Source organism: Halobacillus sp. K22, from assembly GCF_052246795.1.
Taxonomy (GTDB): Bacteria; Bacillota; Bacilli; order Bacillales; family Halobacillaceae; genus Halobacillus.
This window is the reverse complement of record NZ_JBQQCN010000011.1, coordinates 21,396-41,672: the sequence shown is the minus strand read 5'-3', so window position 1 is coordinate 41,672 and position 20,277 is coordinate 21,396. Positions and strand designations below refer to the sequence as shown.

18 protein-coding genes and 1 riboswitch are annotated in these 20,277 nt (G+C 40.6%); of the genes, 14 read left to right on the top strand and 4 right to left on the bottom strand.

The window, feature by feature from the left end:
- Positions 1-88: 88 nt before the first annotated feature.
- On the top strand, positions 89-2,365 hold the full coding sequence (locus ACTWPM_RS09875) for an ATP-dependent DNA helicase (protein ID WP_443132880.1): 2,277 nt from the start codon (positions 89-91) through the stop codon (positions 2,363-2,365).
- Between the two features lie 103 nt (positions 2,366-2,468).
- Here ACTWPM_RS09875 and ACTWPM_RS09870 read toward each other — a convergent pair whose 3' ends face one another.
- Entirely contained in the window at positions 2,469-3,923 is a 1,455-nt protein-coding gene (locus ACTWPM_RS09870) for an HsdM family class I SAM-dependent methyltransferase (protein WP_443132879.1), read from the bottom strand.
- Between the two features lie 256 nt (positions 3,924-4,179).
- Between ACTWPM_RS09870 and ACTWPM_RS09865 the strand changes: the two genes are divergently transcribed.
- The gene (locus tag ACTWPM_RS09865; RefSeq protein ID WP_443132878.1) at positions 4,180-4,767 is read left to right on the top strand and encodes a biotin transporter BioY; all 588 of its coding nucleotides are present in this window, start codon (positions 4,180-4,182) and stop codon (positions 4,765-4,767) included.
- 100 nt (positions 4,768-4,867) lie between these two features.
- Positions 4,868-5,917 (top strand): PQQ-dependent sugar dehydrogenase, encoded by a 1,050-nt coding sequence (locus ACTWPM_RS09860; RefSeq protein WP_443132877.1) that lies wholly within the window; start codon positions 4,868-4,870, stop codon positions 5,915-5,917.
- 24 nt (positions 5,918-5,941) lie between these two features.
- Here ACTWPM_RS09860 and ACTWPM_RS09855 read toward each other — a convergent pair whose 3' ends face one another.
- Complete coding sequence (locus tag ACTWPM_RS09855; protein WP_443132876.1) at positions 5,942-6,340, bottom strand: hypothetical protein; 399 nt, start codon at positions 6,338-6,340, stop codon at positions 5,942-5,944.
- A 183-nt stretch (positions 6,341-6,523) separates the two neighbouring features.
- Here ACTWPM_RS09855 and ACTWPM_RS09850 point away from each other — a divergent pair, with 183 nt between their 5' ends.
- From ACTWPM_RS09850 to ACTWPM_RS09800, 11 genes are all read left to right on the top strand, one after another.
- Positions 6,524-7,624 (top strand): M24 family metallopeptidase, encoded by a 1,101-nt coding sequence (locus tag ACTWPM_RS09850; RefSeq protein ID WP_443132875.1) that lies wholly within the window; start codon positions 6,524-6,526, stop codon positions 7,622-7,624.
- A 251-nt stretch (positions 7,625-7,875) separates the two neighbouring features.
- Positions 7,876-8,226, top strand: coding sequence for a lmo0954 family membrane protein (locus ACTWPM_RS09845; RefSeq protein ID WP_443132874.1), 351 nt, complete (start codon positions 7,876-7,878; stop codon positions 8,224-8,226).
- 21 nt (positions 8,227-8,247) lie between these two features.
- Complete coding sequence (locus tag ACTWPM_RS09840) at positions 8,248-8,889, top strand: PspA/IM30 family protein (protein WP_443132873.1); 642 nt, start codon at positions 8,248-8,250, stop codon at positions 8,887-8,889.
- Positions 8,890-8,965: 76 nt separating this feature from the next.
- On the top strand, positions 8,966-9,685 hold the full coding sequence (gene liaF / locus ACTWPM_RS09835; RefSeq protein WP_443132872.1) for a cell wall-active antibiotics response protein LiaF: 720 nt from the start codon (positions 8,966-8,968) through the stop codon (positions 9,683-9,685).
- Positions 9,682-10,722 (top strand): sensor histidine kinase, encoded by a 1,041-nt coding sequence (locus ACTWPM_RS09830; RefSeq protein WP_443132871.1) that lies wholly within the window; start codon positions 9,682-9,684, stop codon positions 10,720-10,722. The genes liaF and ACTWPM_RS09830 overlap by 4 nt, the downstream gene beginning before the upstream one ends.
- On the top strand, positions 10,719-11,351 hold the full coding sequence (locus ACTWPM_RS09825) for a response regulator (RefSeq protein WP_443132870.1): 633 nt from the start codon (positions 10,719-10,721) through the stop codon (positions 11,349-11,351). The genes ACTWPM_RS09830 and ACTWPM_RS09825 overlap by 4 nt, the downstream gene beginning before the upstream one ends.
- Positions 11,352-11,645: 294 nt before the next feature.
- A complete protein-coding gene (rpiA, locus tag ACTWPM_RS09820) occupies positions 11,646-12,350 on the top strand; it encodes a ribose 5-phosphate isomerase A (RefSeq protein ID WP_443132869.1) in 705 nt (234 codons plus the stop codon).
- 83 nt (positions 12,351-12,433) lie between these two features.
- Positions 12,434-13,960, top strand: coding sequence for an RQC-minor-2 family DNA-binding protein (locus ACTWPM_RS09815; protein WP_443132868.1), 1,527 nt, complete (start codon positions 12,434-12,436; stop codon positions 13,958-13,960).
- A 252-nt stretch (positions 13,961-14,212) separates the two neighbouring features.
- Positions 14,213-14,857 carry a DUF4166 domain-containing protein gene (locus tag ACTWPM_RS09810; protein ID WP_443132867.1) on the top strand — a complete coding sequence of 215 codons (645 nt, stop codon included), beginning with the start codon at positions 14,213-14,215 and terminating at the stop codon, positions 14,855-14,857.
- A 19-nt stretch (positions 14,858-14,876) separates the two neighbouring features.
- A complete protein-coding gene (gene kynA / locus ACTWPM_RS09805; RefSeq protein WP_443132866.1) occupies positions 14,877-15,713 on the top strand; it encodes a tryptophan 2,3-dioxygenase in 837 nt (278 codons plus the stop codon).
- 95 nt (positions 15,714-15,808) lie between these two features.
- Complete coding sequence (locus ACTWPM_RS09800) at positions 15,809-17,161, top strand: polysaccharide deacetylase family protein (protein ID WP_443132865.1); 1,353 nt, start codon at positions 15,809-15,811, stop codon at positions 17,159-17,161.
- A 73-nt stretch (positions 17,162-17,234) separates the two neighbouring features.
- Here ACTWPM_RS09800 and metX read toward each other — a convergent pair whose 3' ends face one another.
- Together metX and ACTWPM_RS09790 are read right to left on the bottom strand one after the other, a co-directional pair.
- The gene (gene metX, locus ACTWPM_RS09795) at positions 17,235-18,287 is read right to left on the bottom strand and encodes a homoserine O-acetyltransferase MetX (protein ID WP_443132864.1); all 1,053 of its coding nucleotides are present in this window, start codon (positions 18,285-18,287) and stop codon (positions 17,235-17,237) included.
- A 20-nt stretch (positions 18,288-18,307) separates the two neighbouring features.
- Positions 18,308-20,011 carry an O-acetylhomoserine aminocarboxypropyltransferase/cysteine synthase family protein gene (locus tag ACTWPM_RS09790; protein WP_443132863.1) on the bottom strand — a complete coding sequence of 568 codons (1,704 nt, stop codon included), beginning with the start codon at positions 20,009-20,011 and terminating at the stop codon, positions 18,308-18,310.
- Between the two features lie 94 nt (positions 20,012-20,105).
- A riboswitch (SAM riboswitch) is annotated at positions 20,106-20,215 on the bottom strand.
- Positions 20,216-20,277 lie beyond the last annotated feature (62 nt).

Here is a 20,277-nt window from a genome sequence, read left to right as displayed (position 1 = left end):
TATACCACGAAAAGTTTTACAATAGACATACGTAAGTGCTTACGTTAATTTGAGGGTAAGCAAAGGGATGAATGAAAGGGTGCGGAAGATGGCGGAACAAGTCACGATATCTGTACGTGAATTGGTAGCATACGTTTACAGGAGCGGAAGCATTGACAACCGGTTTCGTTCGAGTACGGCTCTTACAGAAGGGACTGCTATCCACCAAGAAGTGCAGAGCATGTATAAAGAGAACGACAAAAAAGAAACCTTTTTAGAATATTTATATCAGGAAGATGGTATGGATATTAAGCTTCAAGGTCGATGTGATGGTATATTAGACACAGAAGATGGCCCTGTAATTGATGAAATAAAGTCTACTGCAAGAGAGTTGGAGGAGATTACGAAAACCACTCATCCGGTGTATTGGGCTCAGGCCAAAGGTTATGCTTACATGTATGCTGAACAAGAAGGTCTTGAAGAAATTCAGGTCCAACTGACCTATGTGCAGAAGAAGTCTAAAGAAAAGAAGCGGTTAAGACAAAAAATTTCTTTCCAGGAACTTAAGCTTTTTCTGAAGAATACGATGAAGGAATATTCATCCTATGCCAGAGTACTTCTACATATTCGAGAGCAAAAGCAAAAAACGATCCCAGATTTATCCTTCCCGTTTTCAGAGTACCGTAAAGGCCAAAGAAAGCTTGCAGGGAGTGTTTATCGAACGATTGAAGAAAAACGTAATTTATTCGCTCAAGCTCCTACTGGTATAGGGAAAACTATATCAACGCTTTTTCCGGCTATAAAAGCCATGACTTTTGACAAAGTGGATCGTATTTATTATTTAACAGCTAAAACAGTTACGAGGGCAACTGCAGAAGAAGCTCTGAGTCTCATGGAAGATAAAGGGCTGTCTCTGCGATCCGTCACACTGACCGCAAAAGACAAAATATGTTTCAAAGACGAAACGATTTGTCAGCCTGATTATTGTGAATTCGCCGATGGGTATTACGATAAGATCAATGGAGCTCTTACCGATATCTTATGGAATGAAACCCTCTTAACTCGCTCAGTTATTGAAGCGTATGCAAGAAAGCACAAAGTATGTCCGTTTGAGTTTTCTTTAGATTTAACAAATGTGGCTGATGTCATTATAGGGGATTATAATTATATTTTTGATCCTCGTGTTTCTTTAAAAAGACTCCTTCCGGAATATAAGAAAAAAACCGCCCTGTTGATTGATGAATCTCATAACTTGGTGGAACGTGCGAGGGAGATGTTCTCAGCTTCTATTCAAATGAATGATTTTGCTGTAATAGCGGATCTTTGGCATGGGGTAGAGCACCCCTTAAATAAAACAGCAAGTGCGATTTATAAAGATTTGAAAAACCTGAGTGAACAGGGTGAGAGAGATTTTGTTCTAGAAGAAATACCTGGCGAATTAGAAGAGAGTTTAGAAAGATTTATCGAAACAGCAGAAGTTGAACTTCATGAATCAACAGAAGAGGACCAGACCGAAGAATTACTAGAATTATATTTTTCTGTGCAGAATTTCTTAAAAATCCTTCCTCTTGCAGATAACCATTACCGATTTACAGCTTCCAAATCTGGCAGAGAATTTACTCTGAAGCTTTTCTGTTTGGACCCTTCTCACGTGTTAGAGAAAACAATAAAATCATTTCGATCAAGTGTATTTTTCTCGGCCACTTTATCACCATTTGGTTACTATAAAGACATGCTTGGTGGTAAAAAGGAAGATTATATTTTGAAGCTTCCATCACCGTATGACTCTTCCCAGATCGATGTAATGCTGACACCACTTTCTACTCGATATAAAAACAGGGAAGAAACGGCAGAAAAGCTTGCTCATTATCTTTATCAGCAAGCCTCTCAGAACCCTGGGAACCATTTGTTTTTCTTTCCTTCTTATCACTATCTGGAACTGATTTACAGTCACTTCCGAAACTACGAAGACGTCACTACAGTAGTGCAGGAACAAGGTATGGACGAGACTAGGAGAGAGGAGTTTCTTGCTCAGTTTGTCTCTGGAGGTAAATTGATAGGATTTGCGGTTCTGGGTGGTGTCTTTTCGGAAGGTGTCGATTTAAGAGGGGATCGTTTAAATGGTGTCGCTGTAGTAGGGATTGGTTTGGCACCAAGGAGCTTTGAAAAAGAATTGATTAAAGAATATTTTTCTAACCGGGGAAGAAATGGCTATGATTATGCCTACGTTTACCCAGGGATGAATAAAGTACTTCAGGCAGGGGGCAGATTGATACGGTCGGAAACAGACTATGGATCTATTCAATTGATTGATGACCGCTTTCTTTCACCTAAGTACTTAAGCTTGTTTCCAGATGATTGGGGAAATTATCGAATAAAGAAATAATATGATTTCCCGGGAAATAGTTTTGCAGAATTATGTCTTAGACATTTCGACAGTAAAATAAGTACACATAAATGGCAGGGGGAACAGCACTAGTGCTGTTCCCCTAAATATTTTCTAGTAAATCTTTGCAAAAACGCATTACGTGCGTCTGAGTGGTAATGGGTATTCCATAAGTGTCAAAAATAGCCTGATCGACTTCGCGCTGCAGCTTTTGAGTATTGAAGGAAGGGTCTTTTTTCTTTCCATCAATAAGAGAGGCGGTGCTTTCGACTACCACTTCTTTCAGAGCTCCAGAAGGCTCAACATAAGGGAGCTTTTTTAAATAGCCGGCTGTAATCATATTAGTCCGGTTTAAAAACTTCCGTAACAAATACTTTACAAGTTGGCTGTTGAGTAAACCAAGAAAATAAAGAAGGTCTTTATGGTTTTCGGGGAACAAATTGGCGTTCACGCCGAACAAACTTCCTTGTGGGAGGTAAGCGGCTGAGAACTCAACTCCCATAGAAGAACACGTGATTCCTTCTCTGTAATAATAGGAAGGGTTTCGGACCATGAATTTAGAATGGACGTTTTTATACTGTGGCCAATCCTTATGGATGTAATATTTAGGTTCATAGTACCAGGCGTCTTTTGAGCCTCCATTTTTATAAAAAGGCAGCCAATCCAAATGATTTGTTAATTCACTTGGCTTACGCAGGAAATATTTATCGTTTCCAGTGGAGATGCCTGTAACGATTTTTACAACATCACCTAAAGGTACATAGGGGTTATGGAACAAACTAAGAATTTCAGTTGGTACATTAATAGAAAAGTTATAATTTGGATTATTTTCGTAAAAAAATTGCTCAAGGTATTGGATATTTTCCTCAGGTGGGTGGGTGTATTCCTGTTCTATTAATCGGTCGATTAATTTCATAGTTTGATTCTTATCAATAAGATCTGGCGGTCCTTTTTTAAGAGTAAGGATACACGTTCTTACATCTGCCTTTCCTTTATGGAACAGACGGCGGGGGGCAAGGATAATTTCCTTAATCTCTGTGTGGGCCAATATATACCTTCGAAAATTTTTATAATAGACATTGGAAAGAAAGGAATCTTGAACAATCATGGTTAAAATTCCTCCATCTTTCAACTTTTGAATTCCTTTATAAATGAATAAGGTATATAAATTATGTACGCCTATTTCTTGAAATTCTTTAGATAAGTATTTTTTATTCTCTAAAAGATAGGAACTTTGTCGTTTGGATTTATAAGGTGGATTACCAATAATAGCATCAAATTTTTCCTCGTTAGATTCTTTAAGGAAGTCTGTCTGAATAAAGTGAATCTGTTCATCAGGTGGTGGAGTACGGGGGTCGATATCAAAGGCATATAAACTATCAGCAGAAAATCCAGATTGAAGCAGGGATTTTATGAAAATGCCATCACCTGTACAGGGATCAAGAATACTTGGCTCCTGAACACTCGAAGGTAAATACTTTAAAAGATTTTTGGTCATGTAGGTAACTGTTTCTTCCGGGGTACTGTATTGCCCCATTGTTCTTTTGGGAGATAACATTGAGTCCCCTCCTATCTTTTTGACTATACTTTACTATATAAAAAGGAAGAAGTCACCAATTAATAGTTAAATAGTATGGATGTTCATTAATATTATAGATAATAAGTCCTCTGAAAATGGAATTTACTTTACTGTATAATGGGATGGAAATTGAAATCAGGAAAAGCAATAATGTCAACCTAATAAATATCGGGTTGACATTATTGCTTTTCTTCCATTATCTTTAATATAACGATAAGATACGGGAGGATTTCAGATGAATAAATCACGCTGGTCGGCTTACGAAATAACATTAGGAGCCTTATTTGTTGCTCTTATGGCTATTGGGGCTAATATTACATCATTTGTACCTTTTTTAATGATTTTAGGAGTGCCTTTAACTCTTCAAACTTTTTTTGCTATTTTGTCCGGACTGATTCTTGGCAGTCGTCTTGGTTTTTTCTCTATGCTTGTATATGCGGTATTAGGATTGATTGGTGCACCCATTTTTGCTGGTTTTTCAGGAGGACCAGCCGTCTTATTTAAAACATCTTTTGGATTTATAATTTCCTATATTATCTTAGCTTTTATTGTCGGTAAATTAGTAGAGTCCTCGAGAAAAATCCCGATGTACATAACTGCAGCACTAATAGGGGTGGCTGTTAACTATATTATTGGGGTTACTTGGTTTTATGCTGCTTTAAACTTTTGGGCTCCCGGGGATCCGATAAGTTATACACTTGCATGGACGAGCATGGGACCTTTCTTAATTAAAGATACTGTCATTTGCATACTGGCTGCGCTATTTGCTCATCGTTTAGAACGAACGGTGCTTCATCGCACGCAGCTTCGACAGGCTGCCTGACTTAAAGCTGCTTCCTCTATAAAGGGAGCAGCTTTTTTGTATGTAATCGATTCGCCCTGCTACATTATTAGTAACCTTATAGAAAAGAGTGGTGGTCTTTATGAAAAAAGCAGGACTGATTATGATTTTATTTTGGCTGACTGCATGCTCCTCAAATCAGGGGCAGCCAGATGATGAATCTCCTGTTTCTGAAGACATGTCCTTTCAGACGATAGTTGGTAATTTAAAGTCTCCGTGGGATATTGAATATGCTCAGGACACATTTTACATTTCAGAGAGAGAAGGGACGATCACTTCATGGACAGAAGGAGAAGATCCCGTACGCAATCCTGTTCAAACTAAGAAAGAAATTATACAACAGGGGGAAGGCGGCTTGTTGGGACTCAAATTACTCCCAGACTTTAAAGACCACCACCGTGCTGTTGCGTATCATACTTACGAAGAAGAAGGATTAATTAAGAACAGGGTAATTGTGATTGAGAGGAAAACCGATCAGTGGGTAGAGGCAGCTGTCCTCCTGGAAGACATTCCAGGGGCACGATTTCATAATGGCGGCAGGATAGAAATTGGTCCTGATGATCAGCTCTATGTAACTACAGGTGATTCTCTGAATGAATCCTTAGCTCAAGACCCCGAAAGTCTCGCGGGGAAAATTTTAAGGTTGAATATAGATGGATCTCCAGCTGAAGGTAATCCCTTCGAATCATCCTATGTTTATAGCTATGGCCATCGGAACCCGCAAGGATTAACCTGGAATGAAGAAGGAGAGCTCTTTGCTACGGAGCATGGTCCTGATAATCATGATGAAGTAAACCTAATCCAGCCGGGACAAAACTATGGTTGGCCGGAAATCGTTGGAGACGAAGAGAAGAGCGGGATGGTTACTCCACTATTTGAAACAGGAAGAGATACTTGGGCGCCATCAGGAGTAGTGTTCTATAAAGATGAACTAATCATTGCCTCTTTACGAGGGGAAGCGATTATGCGCCTGTCTTCCGAGGGGGAAGACCCTGAGGTATTTACCGATCAATTTGGTAGGATAAGAGATGTCGAAGCAGTGGATGGTACCCTTTATTTTATAACCAATAATACAGATGGAAGAGGAAGTCCTGCTCCCGAAGATGACCAGCTTGTGAAATATACTCCATAACAAAAAGCAGGCAAGGCCTGCTTTTTAATCTTCAGATAATACTTTTCCATAAACAAACGTCATAATGGCGAAGACTACAAAAGCAATTAGGAGGATGGTCCCTCCAACAATAAAGAATACTGTATTAAAGGCGCCCATGCCTTCAATTGGCTGAGTGTAATAGAGCCACATGCCAACTGTAAGACCAAGAACGCCGATAAAGGAACTCCATACGTGAATAAGTGAGAGTTTGGAATCCTTAGGGATAGAAAAGACTTTATAATAAATAGCAAAAGCGAAAAGGGATAACCAGCCTACAACCAGAATGTGAGCGTGAATGGCACTTAGTTCTAAGCCGCCGCCTCCGGCCATATGGGAACCCATAAAAGCTCCTATTAGAGCATAGATTGCTGATACACGGACGAAAAAGCGCGTTCGATCCAATATAATAACCTCCAATAATAAATCTATCAATCTTTCGCTATTATATCGAAAGCCTTTCTAAATTGAAATAATAACTACGCTAAATGTCGCAAAACCTTCAAAGAATTAGACGGAATTTGGATTATATACTAGGTTGGTATATCATAGTGCTAGTAAATGAACTAGAAGAGAGGAGTGGGATTTGTGGAACAAAGGTTAGACAAGTTCTCAAATTATTTAAGAAATAAACAAATAGATGCTGCTTTTATTAACTCTACAGAAAACTTTTTTTACTTAACAGGATTTCAAACCGATCCTCATGAAAGACTTCTTGGACTTTTGGTATTCCCTGAAGCTGAGCCGATTGCCGTGCTCCCCGGTATGGAAGAAGAGCAGTTACGTGAAGCGGGCTGGACATATGAAATTATTGGATACGCTGATCATGAAGATCCATGGGAGTTAATGAGCAGGTCGATGAAGAAAAAAGAGATGGACATTGTGCAAAAGGTGGGCATTGAGAAACAGGTGTTATCCTACGGCCGTAGTGAGTCTTTTTTTGAATTATTTAATCATATAGAAGTTATGGATGTCGAACCTCAATTAAATGAAATGCGTGTTGTGAAGGATGCTGAGGAAATCGCTATCATGCGTGAGGCTGCTGAATTGGCAGATTATGGAGTGAAGGTTGGAGCAGAGGCGTTACAAGAAGGTATTACGGAAATGGAAGTTCTCGCTGCTATTGAATATGAATTGAAGAAAAAAGGGGTCGCTGAGATGTCTTTTTCCACCATGGTACTGTTTGGAGAGAAATCTGGACAGCCTCATGGAAATCCAGGGGATCGTAAGTTAAAAGCAGGGGACTTTGTTCTTTTCGACCTCGGAGTAGTGTGGAAGGGCTATACATCCGACATTACAAGGACGTTTGCTTACGAATCAGTTTCTGATGAGCAGGAGAAAATTTATCAAAAGGTACAAGAAGCTCTGGAAGCTTCTCTGTTGATTAGCAAGCCAGGCACCCGAATTGGTGATCTTGACCAGACGGCAAGAGATGTCATTACGAAGGCCGGTTATGGACATTTGTTTCCGCATCGAATTGGTCATGGATTAGGTATTAATGTACATGAGTTCCCTTCGATGAGCCATCTGAATGATGGAGTCTTAAGGGAAGGAATGACCTATACAATCGAGCCCGGTATATATGATCCGGACCTTGGAGGGGTAAGGCTGGAAGATGATGTGCTCGTTACGAGAGATGGATATGAAACATTAACCAAAACTCCTAGAGAGCTGCGGATTATTAAATAGAATAGCAAGTACTATATAATACTAAAGATCAGGCTAATGAGGCCTGATCTTTTTTTAGGTGTGGCCAATTATTATGTCCCTCTTAAAGTAAACAATTTGCGATGGGGAGGAAGTTGTTTTTAACCGTCTCCTCTATTAACTGGATGATTATAAGCCTCTAGTCGTATAGAAGAATATATCTCAGGCTCATTACGGCAGCCCTTAATTCTGGATATGATAGAAACAACAAAACAACAAGGAGGGAAAATAAAATGAAAAAGTTTTTGTTATTCGTAGCAGCACTGGCTGCCCTTGGGATCTTGCTCGCTAATCTGGGCCCTATGATTCTGCTTGGTGTTAGTGTATGGCTTCTATACGTTGTGTTCAAGAAGTTTATAAAAAGTGAGACGACAGCTGGGAAAATTGGCTGGGTCATTCTGGGATTAATTATTACAAGTGTAGCCATCTCTAATATTTACGCTGTGATTGGACTAGCAGCCGCCTATGCCCTTTACTTGATTTATAAAAATTGGAATTACAAGGAAGAAAGGGAGACAGAGGTCTTTACATCCAATGATCCATTTACAAATTTTGAAAGACAATGGTCAGAATTAAACAAGTAAAATAAAAGGAGAGATGAAAAAATGGGAAATTTATTTACTCGTATGAAAGATTCCATAACGGCAGATTTGCATGAGGTGCTTGATCAAAAAGAACAAAAGAATCCAATCGCCATGCTTAATCATTATTTGCGTGAGAGTGAGAAAGAAACTGAAAAAGTACGCAAGCTTGTGGAACGTCAATATCGGTTGAAAGACGAGTTTGCAAGGGAATATCAAAAAGCTCAAGAAATGGCGGAAAAACGAGGGCGCCAGGCTGAGATTGCCGAGAAAGCCCAGGAAACAGAGATGTACGAATTCGCAAAGAGAGAGCAAGAAGAGTATGAAAATCGGGCAGAGCGGTTAAAATCTGCTCGTCAGGATGCCATTGAGCAGCTAGAATCTCTTGAAAGAAAATATGAACAGATGAAGCATAAATTAAAGGACATGCACTTGAAACGAATGGAGCTTATGGGTCGAGAAAACATCGCAAGAGCTCATCATCGGATGAACCAAGTTATTGAAGATACAGCGGACAAGCCGTACTCTAAATTCTCAGAAATGGATCGCTATATTGAAGACCTGGAGTACAAAGTGAACAGTTCTTATTACCGAAACACGTTCGATAGTAAAATTTCGCAACTTGAAAAAGATATAAAGGATCCAGAGGAAGTTACTGCTAAATAAGAATCGTGATATGATAAAAGGCGCAGATCACTGCGTCTTTTTCATAATCTCGGGATAGAAAAGGGGGATGACCTTTATGTTTAAACGTTTATCAACAGATACCATCAATACTTTATTAATCATAGGGGTGATCCTCCTTATTATTGAAGTTGTTTTTTTTAATGGAGGACTTGTGTTCTCTGTATTATTTTCAAGCCTTCTCATCTATATAGGGTGGAAAAAATATTACGTCTTCTGGAGGAAAATCTTATTTTGGATTGGTGTCGTAAGTCTAGTGTTAACCGTTCTAAGTATGATTGCAGTCAGGTTCCTTATTGTAGCGGCCCTCCTATTGTTTCTTCTTAACTATTACAAATCAAAAAAAGAACCCGAACAAATGAGTCCTGAAATTATAGACAGCTATGAGGAAATTCCTCACCAGGAGCCCTTACTTGCGCAGAAATTCTTTGGGGATCAATCTACCCCAAATCAATCGTATAAATGGCAGGACGTGAATATCCATGGTGGGTTTGGAGATCGCATTATAGATTTAAGTCAAACTGTGCTTCCTCATGATGAAGCGGTGATCTCCATACGTCACCTGGCTGGTAATATTTTTATTTACGTTCCTTATGAAGTGGAAGTAAGTATTCAGCACAGTGCGATGATTGGCCGTGCTACTATTTTTCAACATAAAAAAACGAAGGTTCTGAATCAGTATGTATCATTTCGAACCTCAGATTACACGACGGCAAAACCCAGGGTGAAAATTATTACGTCTATATTTTCCGGAGATCTTGAGGTGAAGCGCATATGACGATATGGCAGCGTCAAATCCTAAGCAGCTTCATTACATTCTTCTTATTCGCGATTGTTTTATCAGGATTTACTTTTGTTGCTTTCCCTTTGGATGCCTGGTCTGACCTCTGGAGCCGTCGAGTCATGGATTTACCTTATGGTATTTTGATTATTACCATATCCATCAGTTCAGGTCTGTTGGTCGGTGTTGTACAGGGATGGACGTGGCGGAGACGTTTCCATACGGTTGAACATCAATTAGATGAGGTGATAAGAGGAAATCCTGTCACCAATGAAGAATCAGATATATATGAAATGAAGCAAATTGAAAATAAAATCATACAAATCGAAGATAAGTTTACAAAGCAAGCTAAGCTAGCTCAAAGGTTATCGACAGAACGTGCCGAAGAAAGAGAAAAAAGTCTTCAGGAGGTAGTCGTCCAGGAACGAAATCGTTTGGCTAGAGAACTACACGACTCCGTAAGCCAGCAGTTGTTCGCTGCTTCTATGATGATGTCCGCGATCAACGATGTGAATCCGCCAGAGGACGACACTGTACAAAAACAAATGCAGATGGTAGAAAAAATGATTCAACAATCTCAGCTTGAAATGAGGGCTCTGCTGCTTCATTTGAGACCGGCCGCATTAAATAATAAAACATTATCAGAAGGGGCGGAAGAACTTCTGTATGAGTTGACTCAAAAAGTTCCTATGGATATTGAGTGGACAGTTGAATCGATTGAAGTAGATAAAGGCGTTGAAGATCAGTTGTTCCGAATTCTCCAGGAGTCTGTATCAAATACGCTAAGGCATGCAAAGGCAAGTGCTCTACACGTCATGTTGATAGAACGGGATGGGAATATCATTTTGAGAGTCGTAGATGATGGGGTAGGTTTTGTAGTAGAAGAAGCAAAAACAAGTTCCTACGGGCTTCAAACCATGCAGGAGCGTGCGTTCGAGGTAGGTGGAACTTTAAAGATCGTCAGTTTAAAAGAGGAAGGAACAAGACTCGAAGTTAAAATTCCTTATCGTAAAGAAGGAGGGGAGACGCTATGATAACGGTTTTGTTTGCCGATGACCATGAAATGGTCAGAATTGGAGTATCAGCTTATTTAACGGCGCAGGCAGATATTGAGGTTATCGCGGAAGCGGATGATGGAAGGGAGGCAGTCGAACTAGCTTTACAGCATCGTCCGGACATTATCCTTATGGATCTAGTTATGAAAGAAATGGATGGAATTGAAGCGACCAGACTTATTGTTGAGCAGTGGCCCGAGGCCAAAATCATTATTGTCACCAGTTTCTTAGACGATGAAAAAGTATATCCGGCACTGGAAGCCGGAGCGGTCAGTTATATGCTGAAAACATCAAAAGCTGAGGAAATTGCCAAAGCGATCCGGGCTACCTATGAAGGACAGTCGATTCTTGAGCCTGAAGTTACGGGGAAAATTATGAATAAGATGAGGACTCCTCAAACCAATCACCTTTATGAGCAGCTGACGGCACGAGAAATGGAAATCCTATTGCTCATGACTGAGGGTAAAACGAATCAGGAGATTTCTGATGAGCTGTTTATAGCCCTGAAAACAGTGAAGGTCCACGTGAGTAATATTCTTGGAAAGCTTGAAGTTCATGACAGGACCCAGGCTGTCATCTATGCTTTTAAGCATGACCTTGTTAATTAAATTTATTTTTCTTTGAAGCATAGCTATGGGTTATTCATAAAAAAAGAAAGAATAAGAAAAGAATGAGGTAAAAAATAACCAGCTTCCAGTACACTCGTTTCAATTTCATCACCCTTTGTTATTGAAGAAACTGGAGTTTTTACAACGTATGTAAACCTAAAGTAAAAGATTACATGGTTTTGTAATCATTCCCTCTATTTATGCCTGAGAAGGCTACATATTTGTTACACTTTGACCAGAGTATCATGCTTGTTCATCCATTTTTTCGGGAATACCAAGAAAGAGGTGATATCTGTGAAATGGAATAATCAATCTGCAGCTCAAGAGAGCTGGTCTGGAGAAATTTCAAATAAAGAACAAAAAGAAAAGGCAGCCAGCCGAGTGAGTGAACTGGTAAAGAACGGGGAGGTCATCGGTGTAGGATCAGGCTCCACTTCTTATCTGGCATTAAAAGCAATTGCTGCCAGAGTGCAGAAGGAAGGACTGGATATATCTGCAATCCCGACTTCTCATGAAGCCTCATTAAACTGTACAACATTAGGAATTAAGACTACTTCTCTTATGAACAGTTGTCCAGATTGGGGATTTGACGGGGCAGATGAGGTTGATGGTGATAACAGGTTAATTAAAGGAAGAGGCGGAGCTATGTTTGCAGAAAAACTTGTGATGGCTAGCTCTCAAAAGACGTACATTTTAGTAGATGAAAGTAAATTCGTTTCAAGGCTCGGGGAAAAATTTGCTTTGCCGATCGAGCTGGACCCTAGAGCGCTCCACCTGGTAGAAACTAAGCTTAAAGATATGATGGATGCAAAGTTTCAATTGAGAATGGCTCAAGGTAGTAAGGATGGTCCTATTATTACTGAATCGGGAAATTTAATTTTGGATATGAAGCTGGAGGGGAAAGTGGATGATGATTTAGAAAATCGTCTCCGTTCAATTCCTGGTGTTATAGAGACAGGCTTATTTATTGGGTATCCCGTGGAAATATTAACTGTTTGAGCCCATTTTACTAATAATTGTTGGTACTTTGTAATACTTTTTCTATAATAGTAGTAAATCCTTCATTCAAAAGGGGAATCATTATGGGATTGCCAGAGACGATTACTTATCAGGACGAACGTTACCCATCCATTGTGCTTGCGCCGATTGGAAAGAAAAATAAGCATATTCGATCGATCGGTCATAAGTTTGAGCGGGGGTTATTATCAAGACTAAACGATACGATTCTCGATCAAATGGAGTACATGAATATAGATGCTGACTCGATTCGTCGTTATTTGAGTATCTCAGGTGAAGCGGTTCTTCCTGTATCATTGCAAAAAGACGAAACAGTATACCCGCATTTATTGCGCCCAGAGCTTTTCCTGTGGAGCACGTTGTCTGAAGAACATGGACTACCACTAAAAGAGTCCTATATTTATAAAACAGATTTCACTCAATTGTCTTCTGACAAGCTGAAGGACCATGTAGCCGGAGTTCTGGAAGACTACAGGTTCTTAGCGGATATAAGCGAATACTCGCGTGAATACTGGTTAACACAAATTACCAAAGCTTTTCACAGGCATCCAATTGTCAAGCTTATCCACGAAAAAAGGGAAGTTGTGGACGCCGTTGAAGTAATGAACCAATCTGCGCTCTTATCTGTAATCAAATATCCAGAAGATATAGCTTACTGGCGTCACCGCGTAGGTATTGTTATGCGCCCTTTCCGGTCGCTTCCGGAAAAGTGGCTGCAGAATACAAATAGCAGGTGTGATCACGCAAAACAATTGCAATTCGATTCAGCTAACCGGACGATCTGCTGTTACTGTGAAAAATGTGATTACTGTCTTTTTTATCAAGTGGATGAGGACCAGGTTTATTTTGAAGAAGAATTCGATGAAGAGCGTGCACGCAAGCGTATGGTTACAATTGAGGAGCAATTCAATAAGATAGCCAAGCAAAATGATGCACTGCTTGAACAGCTGCTTCAATTAAGAGCTCTAAAAAAACAATTAGGAGCTGCGCGTAAAAAGCTTGAAGAAAGTATGCAGCTGGTTCACCAGATCGAACGTTATCAGCGGGAGGAAGCTGATCTTTCCGCCTACCCACTTTTATATATGTACGATAAGCTGAGCCGATCGAATATTCCGGAGCGTACAACTTCTTCAGAACTGTGCTGGCTATCGGGAGTTGAACTTGATGATGTGCGGATGCTGAAGGAACTGCCGGAATGGCTGCAGCTGGTACCTGAAAACGTCTATCCCATGACCAGTCATGTACTGGAAGAACTCAGAGGGAAACTGGAAGAAGTTCGTTATGGGGAAGATGATATTATAATAACGATTAAAGGCAGACCGGTAACCTATGCTTACACGCAGCAAATTCTGGATTTAATCCATTATTATGGCACGGATTACCCAGCGCACATTCTGGTTCATGTTCTAGCTGGAAAGGCGACAAACAAACTTAGAACTCTGAACTTGCATGAAAACAGATGGTTTGGGTTACTTTCCGAGTGGCCAGAAAAACATATCCAAAAGTTGTTTAATCAACTTCAAAAGCAAGGCTGGATTATGAAGCAGCGGAAGGGGTATTCGGTTAGTGATTTAGCCGAAGAAGTTATGTAAAAAGCATTCCATGCCGATAATAATATAGATAAGCTTTTTTGGTGCACTGAAATCGTTATAAAGACCTGCCTAGGCAGGTCTTATTTGCATCTACCTTTGTATCCGCTTCCTTGTGCTATAATGCTTATAGAGTCTGACGAAAGACCATAGCCATGATGGCTTCTCTAAATAAAATTGTATTCAATAATAATGGAAAGTATGTCAACAACACACACCATGGTATACATATATGTTTGAAGGAGGTCATAAACAATGAAATCCATTTACCAAAAAGCTCTAGGAGAGCAATTTAATCAATTACATCCCAACATGCAGAAGAAGTACAGCATCACCAGCGAGGACAATTTAATGATGCTTGGACAGGGAAGAATGACTGAGATTCGTGGGGCGCATCCCATGCTTCGTCCATTTTTTCTTTTAGGAAACTTTGATCACCTGGTGTTTGCTGAAAGAGGGAAACAAGTGCCATTTACTCTTGAAAACTATGCCTATCAAGATGATCATGGCCGGGAAACGATGAGTTGGATCAGGCGTTTTTTCTTTCCTTATTCCATCCGGGGATTTGATGCGGCGATGCGTTTTGATGAAGAGAAGCAAAAAATTGTGGATGATTTAGGAAAGTCTGCTCTTCTTCAAACAGAACTTGATCTTCATGTAACCGCAGAGGGGGGATTGTACATGGAATCAGTGCAAACCTCGTATCAAGATAAGTTCAAGGTACCGGGACCGACAACCTCTGTATATGAACATTATGATGAAGATCATGAGGCTTACCGGGTTCATGTGCATGTTGAACACGACATATTTGGAACACTGTTAATGTATGAGGGTATGGTCCATACCGAATTTCTGCCTATGACCTATAACAATATCCCGCAGCGTGGAATCCTAGAATAACTGGAAAGGAGCAAGAGCAGTGAGTGAACAGGACTCTAAAGAGAACGAGAAAGTTCATACGGATTTTAAAGAACGCATGACCTATGGTGAATATCTGCATCTAGATGAATTGCTGTCTTCTCAGAGGCGTTTGTCATCTCATCATGACGAAATGCTGTTCATCATCATTCATCAGGTAAGTGAATTATGGATGAAGCTGATTTTGCATGAGTTAACGGAATCGATCAATGCCATTCAGAAAGGTGAACTGGCTTCTGCGTTTAAGATGCTCGCAAGAGTATCTAATATTCAAGTACAAATTATTCATGCATGGGATGTTCTATCCACTCTTACTCCTGCTGAATATATAGAATTTCGCGACAAGCTGGGGCAAGCTTCTGGATTTCAATCCTATCAATATAGAATGGTTGAATTTGCTTTAGGCTATAAAACCCCTCACGTAGTGAAAATTTATCAAAAATCTCCTGAGCTCCATAAAGAACTCACTAAAGCTTACGAATCTCCGGGAATCTATGATGCCGCTATTCAAAAATTAGCAGAAGCGGGTCTGGATATTAGTTCAGATGTCCTTAATCGCGATTATACGAAGTTATATGAAAAAGACCCTACTGTAGAAAAAGCGTGGATGAATGTATATAAAAATGTAGATAAGTATTGGGATTTATACCAGTTGGCTGAAAAACTGGTAGACATTGAGGATCGATTACAACAGTGGCGTTTCCGCCATATGAAAACTGTGGAGAGAATCATTGGCCACAAAACAGGTACAGGGGGATCCTCGGGAGTCGGTTACTTGAAAAAAGTGCTTGACCATAGATTTTTCCCTGAGCTATGGGATGTTCGCACGAGCTTATAGCAGTCAATTAATCTGAAAATAACAAATTCATAAATACAACATTACATTTGTGTTACAATAGGTGGTGCCAAAAAACTAGCAAAGAGGTACGACGAATGAAACCTATTATTATATACATGGCTCTTCTCAGCTTATTGCTAATGACTGGCTGTTCTTTCATTGCAAATGCCAATGGGGACTCCCAGAAAAGCACAGGAGAGCCCATCTATGACGTGAAAATACAAACAGAAATTATAGAGTATGAAGAATATCATATCACGATCCATTACCCTGACACCCCGAATAATCAGATTAATCAAGCCATAATAGACTATGTAAATCAGAAAAAGGCAGCTTTTAAAAAAGAGAGCTATGAAGCCTTACAGAAAAATGAAGGTAAATCTTCCCTTGAACTGCACATTGATTATGAAGTCTTACACCAGGATCGTCGTTTTTTCGTCGTTCAGTTTGAAGAAACCACGGATGTAGTACCAGGGGAGCCGGTAGTTAAAAAAACCATTGTGAATTTTGATAAAGAGAATGGAAAGCGCATCGAATTAAATGAATTATTTAAGCAAGATCTTCCTTATGTAGATCGGCTTGTGGAATTTACTGTGGAAGCACTGAAGGCAGATGAAAACTACTCGGCAGATATGGAAGATGCGTTAAAAACGATTTTTAATAACAATCTTCATATTGCTCTGACCGGACAAGGAATTGTAGTTTATATCAATGGCGTATCTGATTTCCCGAATAAGATCGTTCTGAATGAGAAGGCTGTAGATGAACTGTTGCGTCCTGAATATGCTAAAGCATTGGAACTCCCAGGTAAAATTAATAAGGAAAAGCCAACTTATAAAGAAGAAGACTCAACGTTTACTGCTGAAGATTATCGTTCGAAACATGGAAGTTCAGGGATGAAGGAAGTAGCTCTTACATTCGATGATGGTCCCCATCCTGAGGTGACAACCAATATTCTTGAAGCCTTAAACGAGTACGAAGCGAAAGCTACTTTTTTTATGATAGGAAAAAGGATCAGCTACTATCCAGAGGTTGCCAGGCAAGTAGCTGAAGCAGGTCATGAAATTGGTAATCATACATGGGATCATCCTCGCTTATCCCGGTTACCGCAAAAAGAAGTGACTCAGCAAATTGATGCAACTCAGCAGATTATAAAGCAGGTGACTGGACAAAAGCCCGACGTCATCCGTCTGCCTTTTGGTGACCGGCCTCCTGTTACGTATAAAAAAGAGATCAGTGCTGTTCCTTGGACTGTAGAAGTAAAGGATTGGCAAAAACTAGAGAATTCTCAAGTTGCAGAGAATGTTTTATCTCAAGTAGAAGATGGTTCTATTATTTTACTCCATGACCTTCAACCGTCCATGGCTGAAGCTGTAGAATTAATTGTGAAGTCATTAAAGCAAGAAGGCTATACATTTGTAACAGTTAGTGAATTAAATGCTGAATAACCAAAACAAAGCAGCCTGCGATGATCATATCGTCAGGCTGCTTTGTTTTGGTTTGGGTGTGGAGATTATGAGATTAGTTGATTTTATCTCCAATCCAGGAAGCCCAGTCATTGAACTCTACTAAAAACCCGTCATGCCCGTAGTCGGTATCGGAGTGAAAGTGTTCAGCTCCTGGGACATGATCGCTAAAACGTTTAATAAAGTCATACGGATAAAGGAGGTCATGTTCAAAGCTCAATGTGTATACGTCCGCTTTGTAATGCTGAGAAGCTTGCTTCCAGCCTCCTCGGTCCCTGCCGATATCGTGGTGGTTCATAGCTTCGAGTAGATATAGGTAACTGTTAGCATCAAAGCGAGTTTTAATTTTATCCCCCTGATAGTCAAGATAAGACTGGATATCATAGGATGCATCTTCTTTTTGATTCCGGTCAAACCGTTTTTGGAAAAGGGTTTGGCTCCGGTAAGTGATCATCCCCGCCATTCTCGCAATTTCAAATCCTTTGAGGTGTTGGTTCGAAGGGTATTTTCCATGATTAAATGAGGGGTCATCCTTAATGGCACGTGCTCCGATATGATTAAAGGCAATTCCATAGTCACTTAAATAAGGTGTCGCAGCAAGTATAAAAAGCTGCTTCATAAAAGTCGGATAGAGCAATCCCCACTCATAGGCCTGCATGCCTCCGAGAGATCCACCTGCCACAGCATGGAGGTGGTTGATCCCAAGTTCATGTAAAGCCTTCCGTTGTGCGTGGACTATATCACGGACGGTGACCGGCGGGAAGCTTAATCGGTAGGGTTCACCAGTTTCCGGGTTTAAACTGGCTGGTCCCGTAGACCCGTGGCAGCCACCTAATACATTAAATGTTATGACCTGAAATTGAGAGGTGTCAATGGGAAGCCCTCTGCCAATCAATCCGGCCCACCAGCCGGGCTGCTCCTCGGAACCAACCGCATACTGATTTCCTGTTAACGCATGGCATATTAAAATGGCTGGAGCACCAGCTGGTCCAAATCGTTCATAGGCAAGTTCTACATCGGGCAATTGATCTCCAGATTCAAATGTAAAAGAGCCGATAGAAATGGTTTTATTTGGAAACTGGTAGCTGGTGGGATTTTTTACAGACATGTTCATGCCTCCTTTCCAGTTTAGACAGATAGTGGCGTTTCCGTATAAGACTGCCCGGAACGTAACGCTATAATTGATTCATAAAGACTGAGGCCAGTGACAAGATTATCCTGAACTTCTGGTACAGAGTCTCTTGACCATAACAAGCCAGGTTTAATCGCTTGTGCCGAGTTGATAGAATCTTGATCGAGTTCTTTTGCATAAAGCACATCAACTGCTGGCAGGGAAGAAGCTTGAAGGTCTGAAATGCTTGAGATTTCTACAACTTGAAAGCCTAAACGTGAAAGCTTCTTAGCCTCGTTAGAGAGTTCATCGTTTGAAACAGCTCCCACGATAGCGATAACTTTTTGACGCAGTTCATTATTCGAACGGTCCAATGATGACGATAGTGTTTCTTCTATAACGGTTTTAGAGTTTTTGTATGGTTTTGAGAAACCAGTAGCTTCTTTAAGACCCGCATCCAGCTCTGCAATTAAATCCTCTATTGATTCAAGCCCAACAGACAGACGGACTAGTTCTTCCGTCACCCCGGATTTTTCAAGATTCTCATCACTTAGCTGCTGGTGAGTAGTCGAAGCAGGATGAATAATTAGTGATTTCGCATCCCCGACATTGGCGACGTGAGACCAGAGGTTCGCTTGATCAATCAGTTTTTTTCCAGCTTCGCGCCCTCCCTTAATTCCGAAGACGACGATGGATCCATATCCATAGCTGAAGTATTTCTTAGTAAGCGGGTGAGTAGGGTGATCAGAGAGTCCAGGGAAATTCACCCATTCCACACCTTCATGAGACTGTAGGTATTTAGCAACTTCAAGAGCTTGATCAGAATGTTTAGTAATTCTCAAATGAAGGGTTTCAAGACCTTGGAGAAGCAAAAATGCATTGTGAGGGCTCAAGCAGGCACCCGTGTCACGAAGCAGCTGGACTCTCAGCTTAACAGCGTAGCCGGCGGGACCTACATCAAGACCAAAGCGTACGCCGTGATAACTTTCATCAGGTTCCGTGAATCCTGGGAATTTTTCATGATCCCAGTTGAAGCGTCCACTGTCTACCACGAGCCCGCCAATTGTCGTTCCATGGCCGCCTATCCACTTTGTAGCTGAGTGAATGACAATATCAGCGCCCCAGCTGATCGGTTTGCAAATGTAAGGAGTAGCAAACGTGTTATCGATGATAAGAGGAATGTGATGTTCATGAGCTACGTCAGCCACAGCTTCAATATCCAGAACATTTAAGCTTGGGTTACCGATCGTTTCGGCAAAAATGGCTTTTGTCTTAGGGGTAACAGCTTTCTTGAAATCCTCTGGGCTGGTTCCTTCAATAAAATGAACAGTAATCCCGTACTTAGGCAGAGTGTGAACGAACAAGTTATAGGTTCCTCCATACAAATGGGAAGAGGCTACAATTTCATCTCCAGCGCTGGCAATGTTGAGGATAGCCATAGTAATGGCAGACATGCCTGAAGCGGTAGCTACTGCAGCAGCGCCATCTTCAAGTAAAGCAATGCGTTGCTCTAGTACATCGACGGTTGGGTTCATGATACGGGTGTAAATGTTGCCAGGCTCCGCTAATGAAAATAAGTTTTGAGCATGGTCAGTGTCATTAAAGACGTAAGAAGTGGTCTGGTAAATTGGTACAGCACGTGATCCAGTAGCTGGGTCTGGTTGCTGGCCTCCGTGAAGTAATAAAGTTTCAGGTCCAAATTTGTGAAAAGGTAATGTCATCAATAATCCTCCCTAAATTTATATTTCATCATTATTCAAAAAAATTTAAAAGCCCCCTTCTTAAGTAAGAAGAGGGCGTAGCAATCAGTTCCTCCACTTATCTTCCAGATCCATAGATCTGTAGGAATTAGCACCTTTTCAAGTATCTACTTGAAGGTTGCCGGGCGTCACAGGGCCTAGTCCCTCTGCCACTCTCGATAAGAGTTTTTATAATATTCAGCTATTCATTAACTTGTATGGAATTATAAAGTGTTTTATGCTTAATT

What these genes read in the sequence shown, in the direction of transcription:
- ACTWPM_RS09875 (WP_443132880.1), top strand. Translation starts at nt 89, where the DNA reads ATGGCGGAACAAGTCACGATATCTGTACGTGAATTGGTAGCATACGTT.
- ACTWPM_RS09870 (WP_443132879.1), bottom strand. Translation starts at nt 3,923, where the DNA reads ATGTTATCTCCCAAAAGAACAATGGGGCAATACAGTACCCCGGAAGAA.
- ACTWPM_RS09865 (WP_443132878.1), top strand. Translation starts at nt 4,180, where the DNA reads ATGAATAAATCACGCTGGTCGGCTTACGAAATAACATTAGGAGCCTTA.
- ACTWPM_RS09860 (WP_443132877.1), top strand. Translation starts at nt 4,868, where the DNA reads ATGAAAAAAGCAGGACTGATTATGATTTTATTTTGGCTGACTGCATGC.
- ACTWPM_RS09845 (WP_443132874.1), top strand. Translation starts at nt 7,876, where the DNA reads ATGAAAAAGTTTTTGTTATTCGTAGCAGCACTGGCTGCCCTTGGGATC.
- ACTWPM_RS09840 (WP_443132873.1), top strand. Translation starts at nt 8,248, where the DNA reads ATGGGAAATTTATTTACTCGTATGAAAGATTCCATAACGGCAGATTTG.
- liaF (WP_443132872.1), top strand. Translation starts at nt 8,966, where the DNA reads ATGTTTAAACGTTTATCAACAGATACCATCAATACTTTATTAATCATA.
- ACTWPM_RS09830 (WP_443132871.1), top strand. Translation starts at nt 9,682, where the DNA reads ATGACGATATGGCAGCGTCAAATCCTAAGCAGCTTCATTACATTCTTC.
- ACTWPM_RS09825 (WP_443132870.1), top strand. Translation starts at nt 10,719, where the DNA reads ATGATAACGGTTTTGTTTGCCGATGACCATGAAATGGTCAGAATTGGA.
- ACTWPM_RS09815 (WP_443132868.1), top strand. Translation starts at nt 12,434, where the DNA reads ATGGGATTGCCAGAGACGATTACTTATCAGGACGAACGTTACCCATCC.
- ACTWPM_RS09810 (WP_443132867.1), top strand. Translation starts at nt 14,213, where the DNA reads ATGAAATCCATTTACCAAAAAGCTCTAGGAGAGCAATTTAATCAATTA.
- ACTWPM_RS09800 (WP_443132865.1), top strand. Translation starts at nt 15,809, where the DNA reads ATGAAACCTATTATTATATACATGGCTCTTCTCAGCTTATTGCTAATG.
- metX (WP_443132864.1), bottom strand. Translation starts at nt 18,287, where the DNA reads ATGTCTGTAAAAAATCCCACCAGCTACCAGTTTCCAAATAAAACCATT.
- ACTWPM_RS09790 (WP_443132863.1), bottom strand. Translation starts at nt 20,011, where the DNA reads ATGACATTACCTTTTCACAAATTTGGACCTGAAACTTTATTACTTCAC.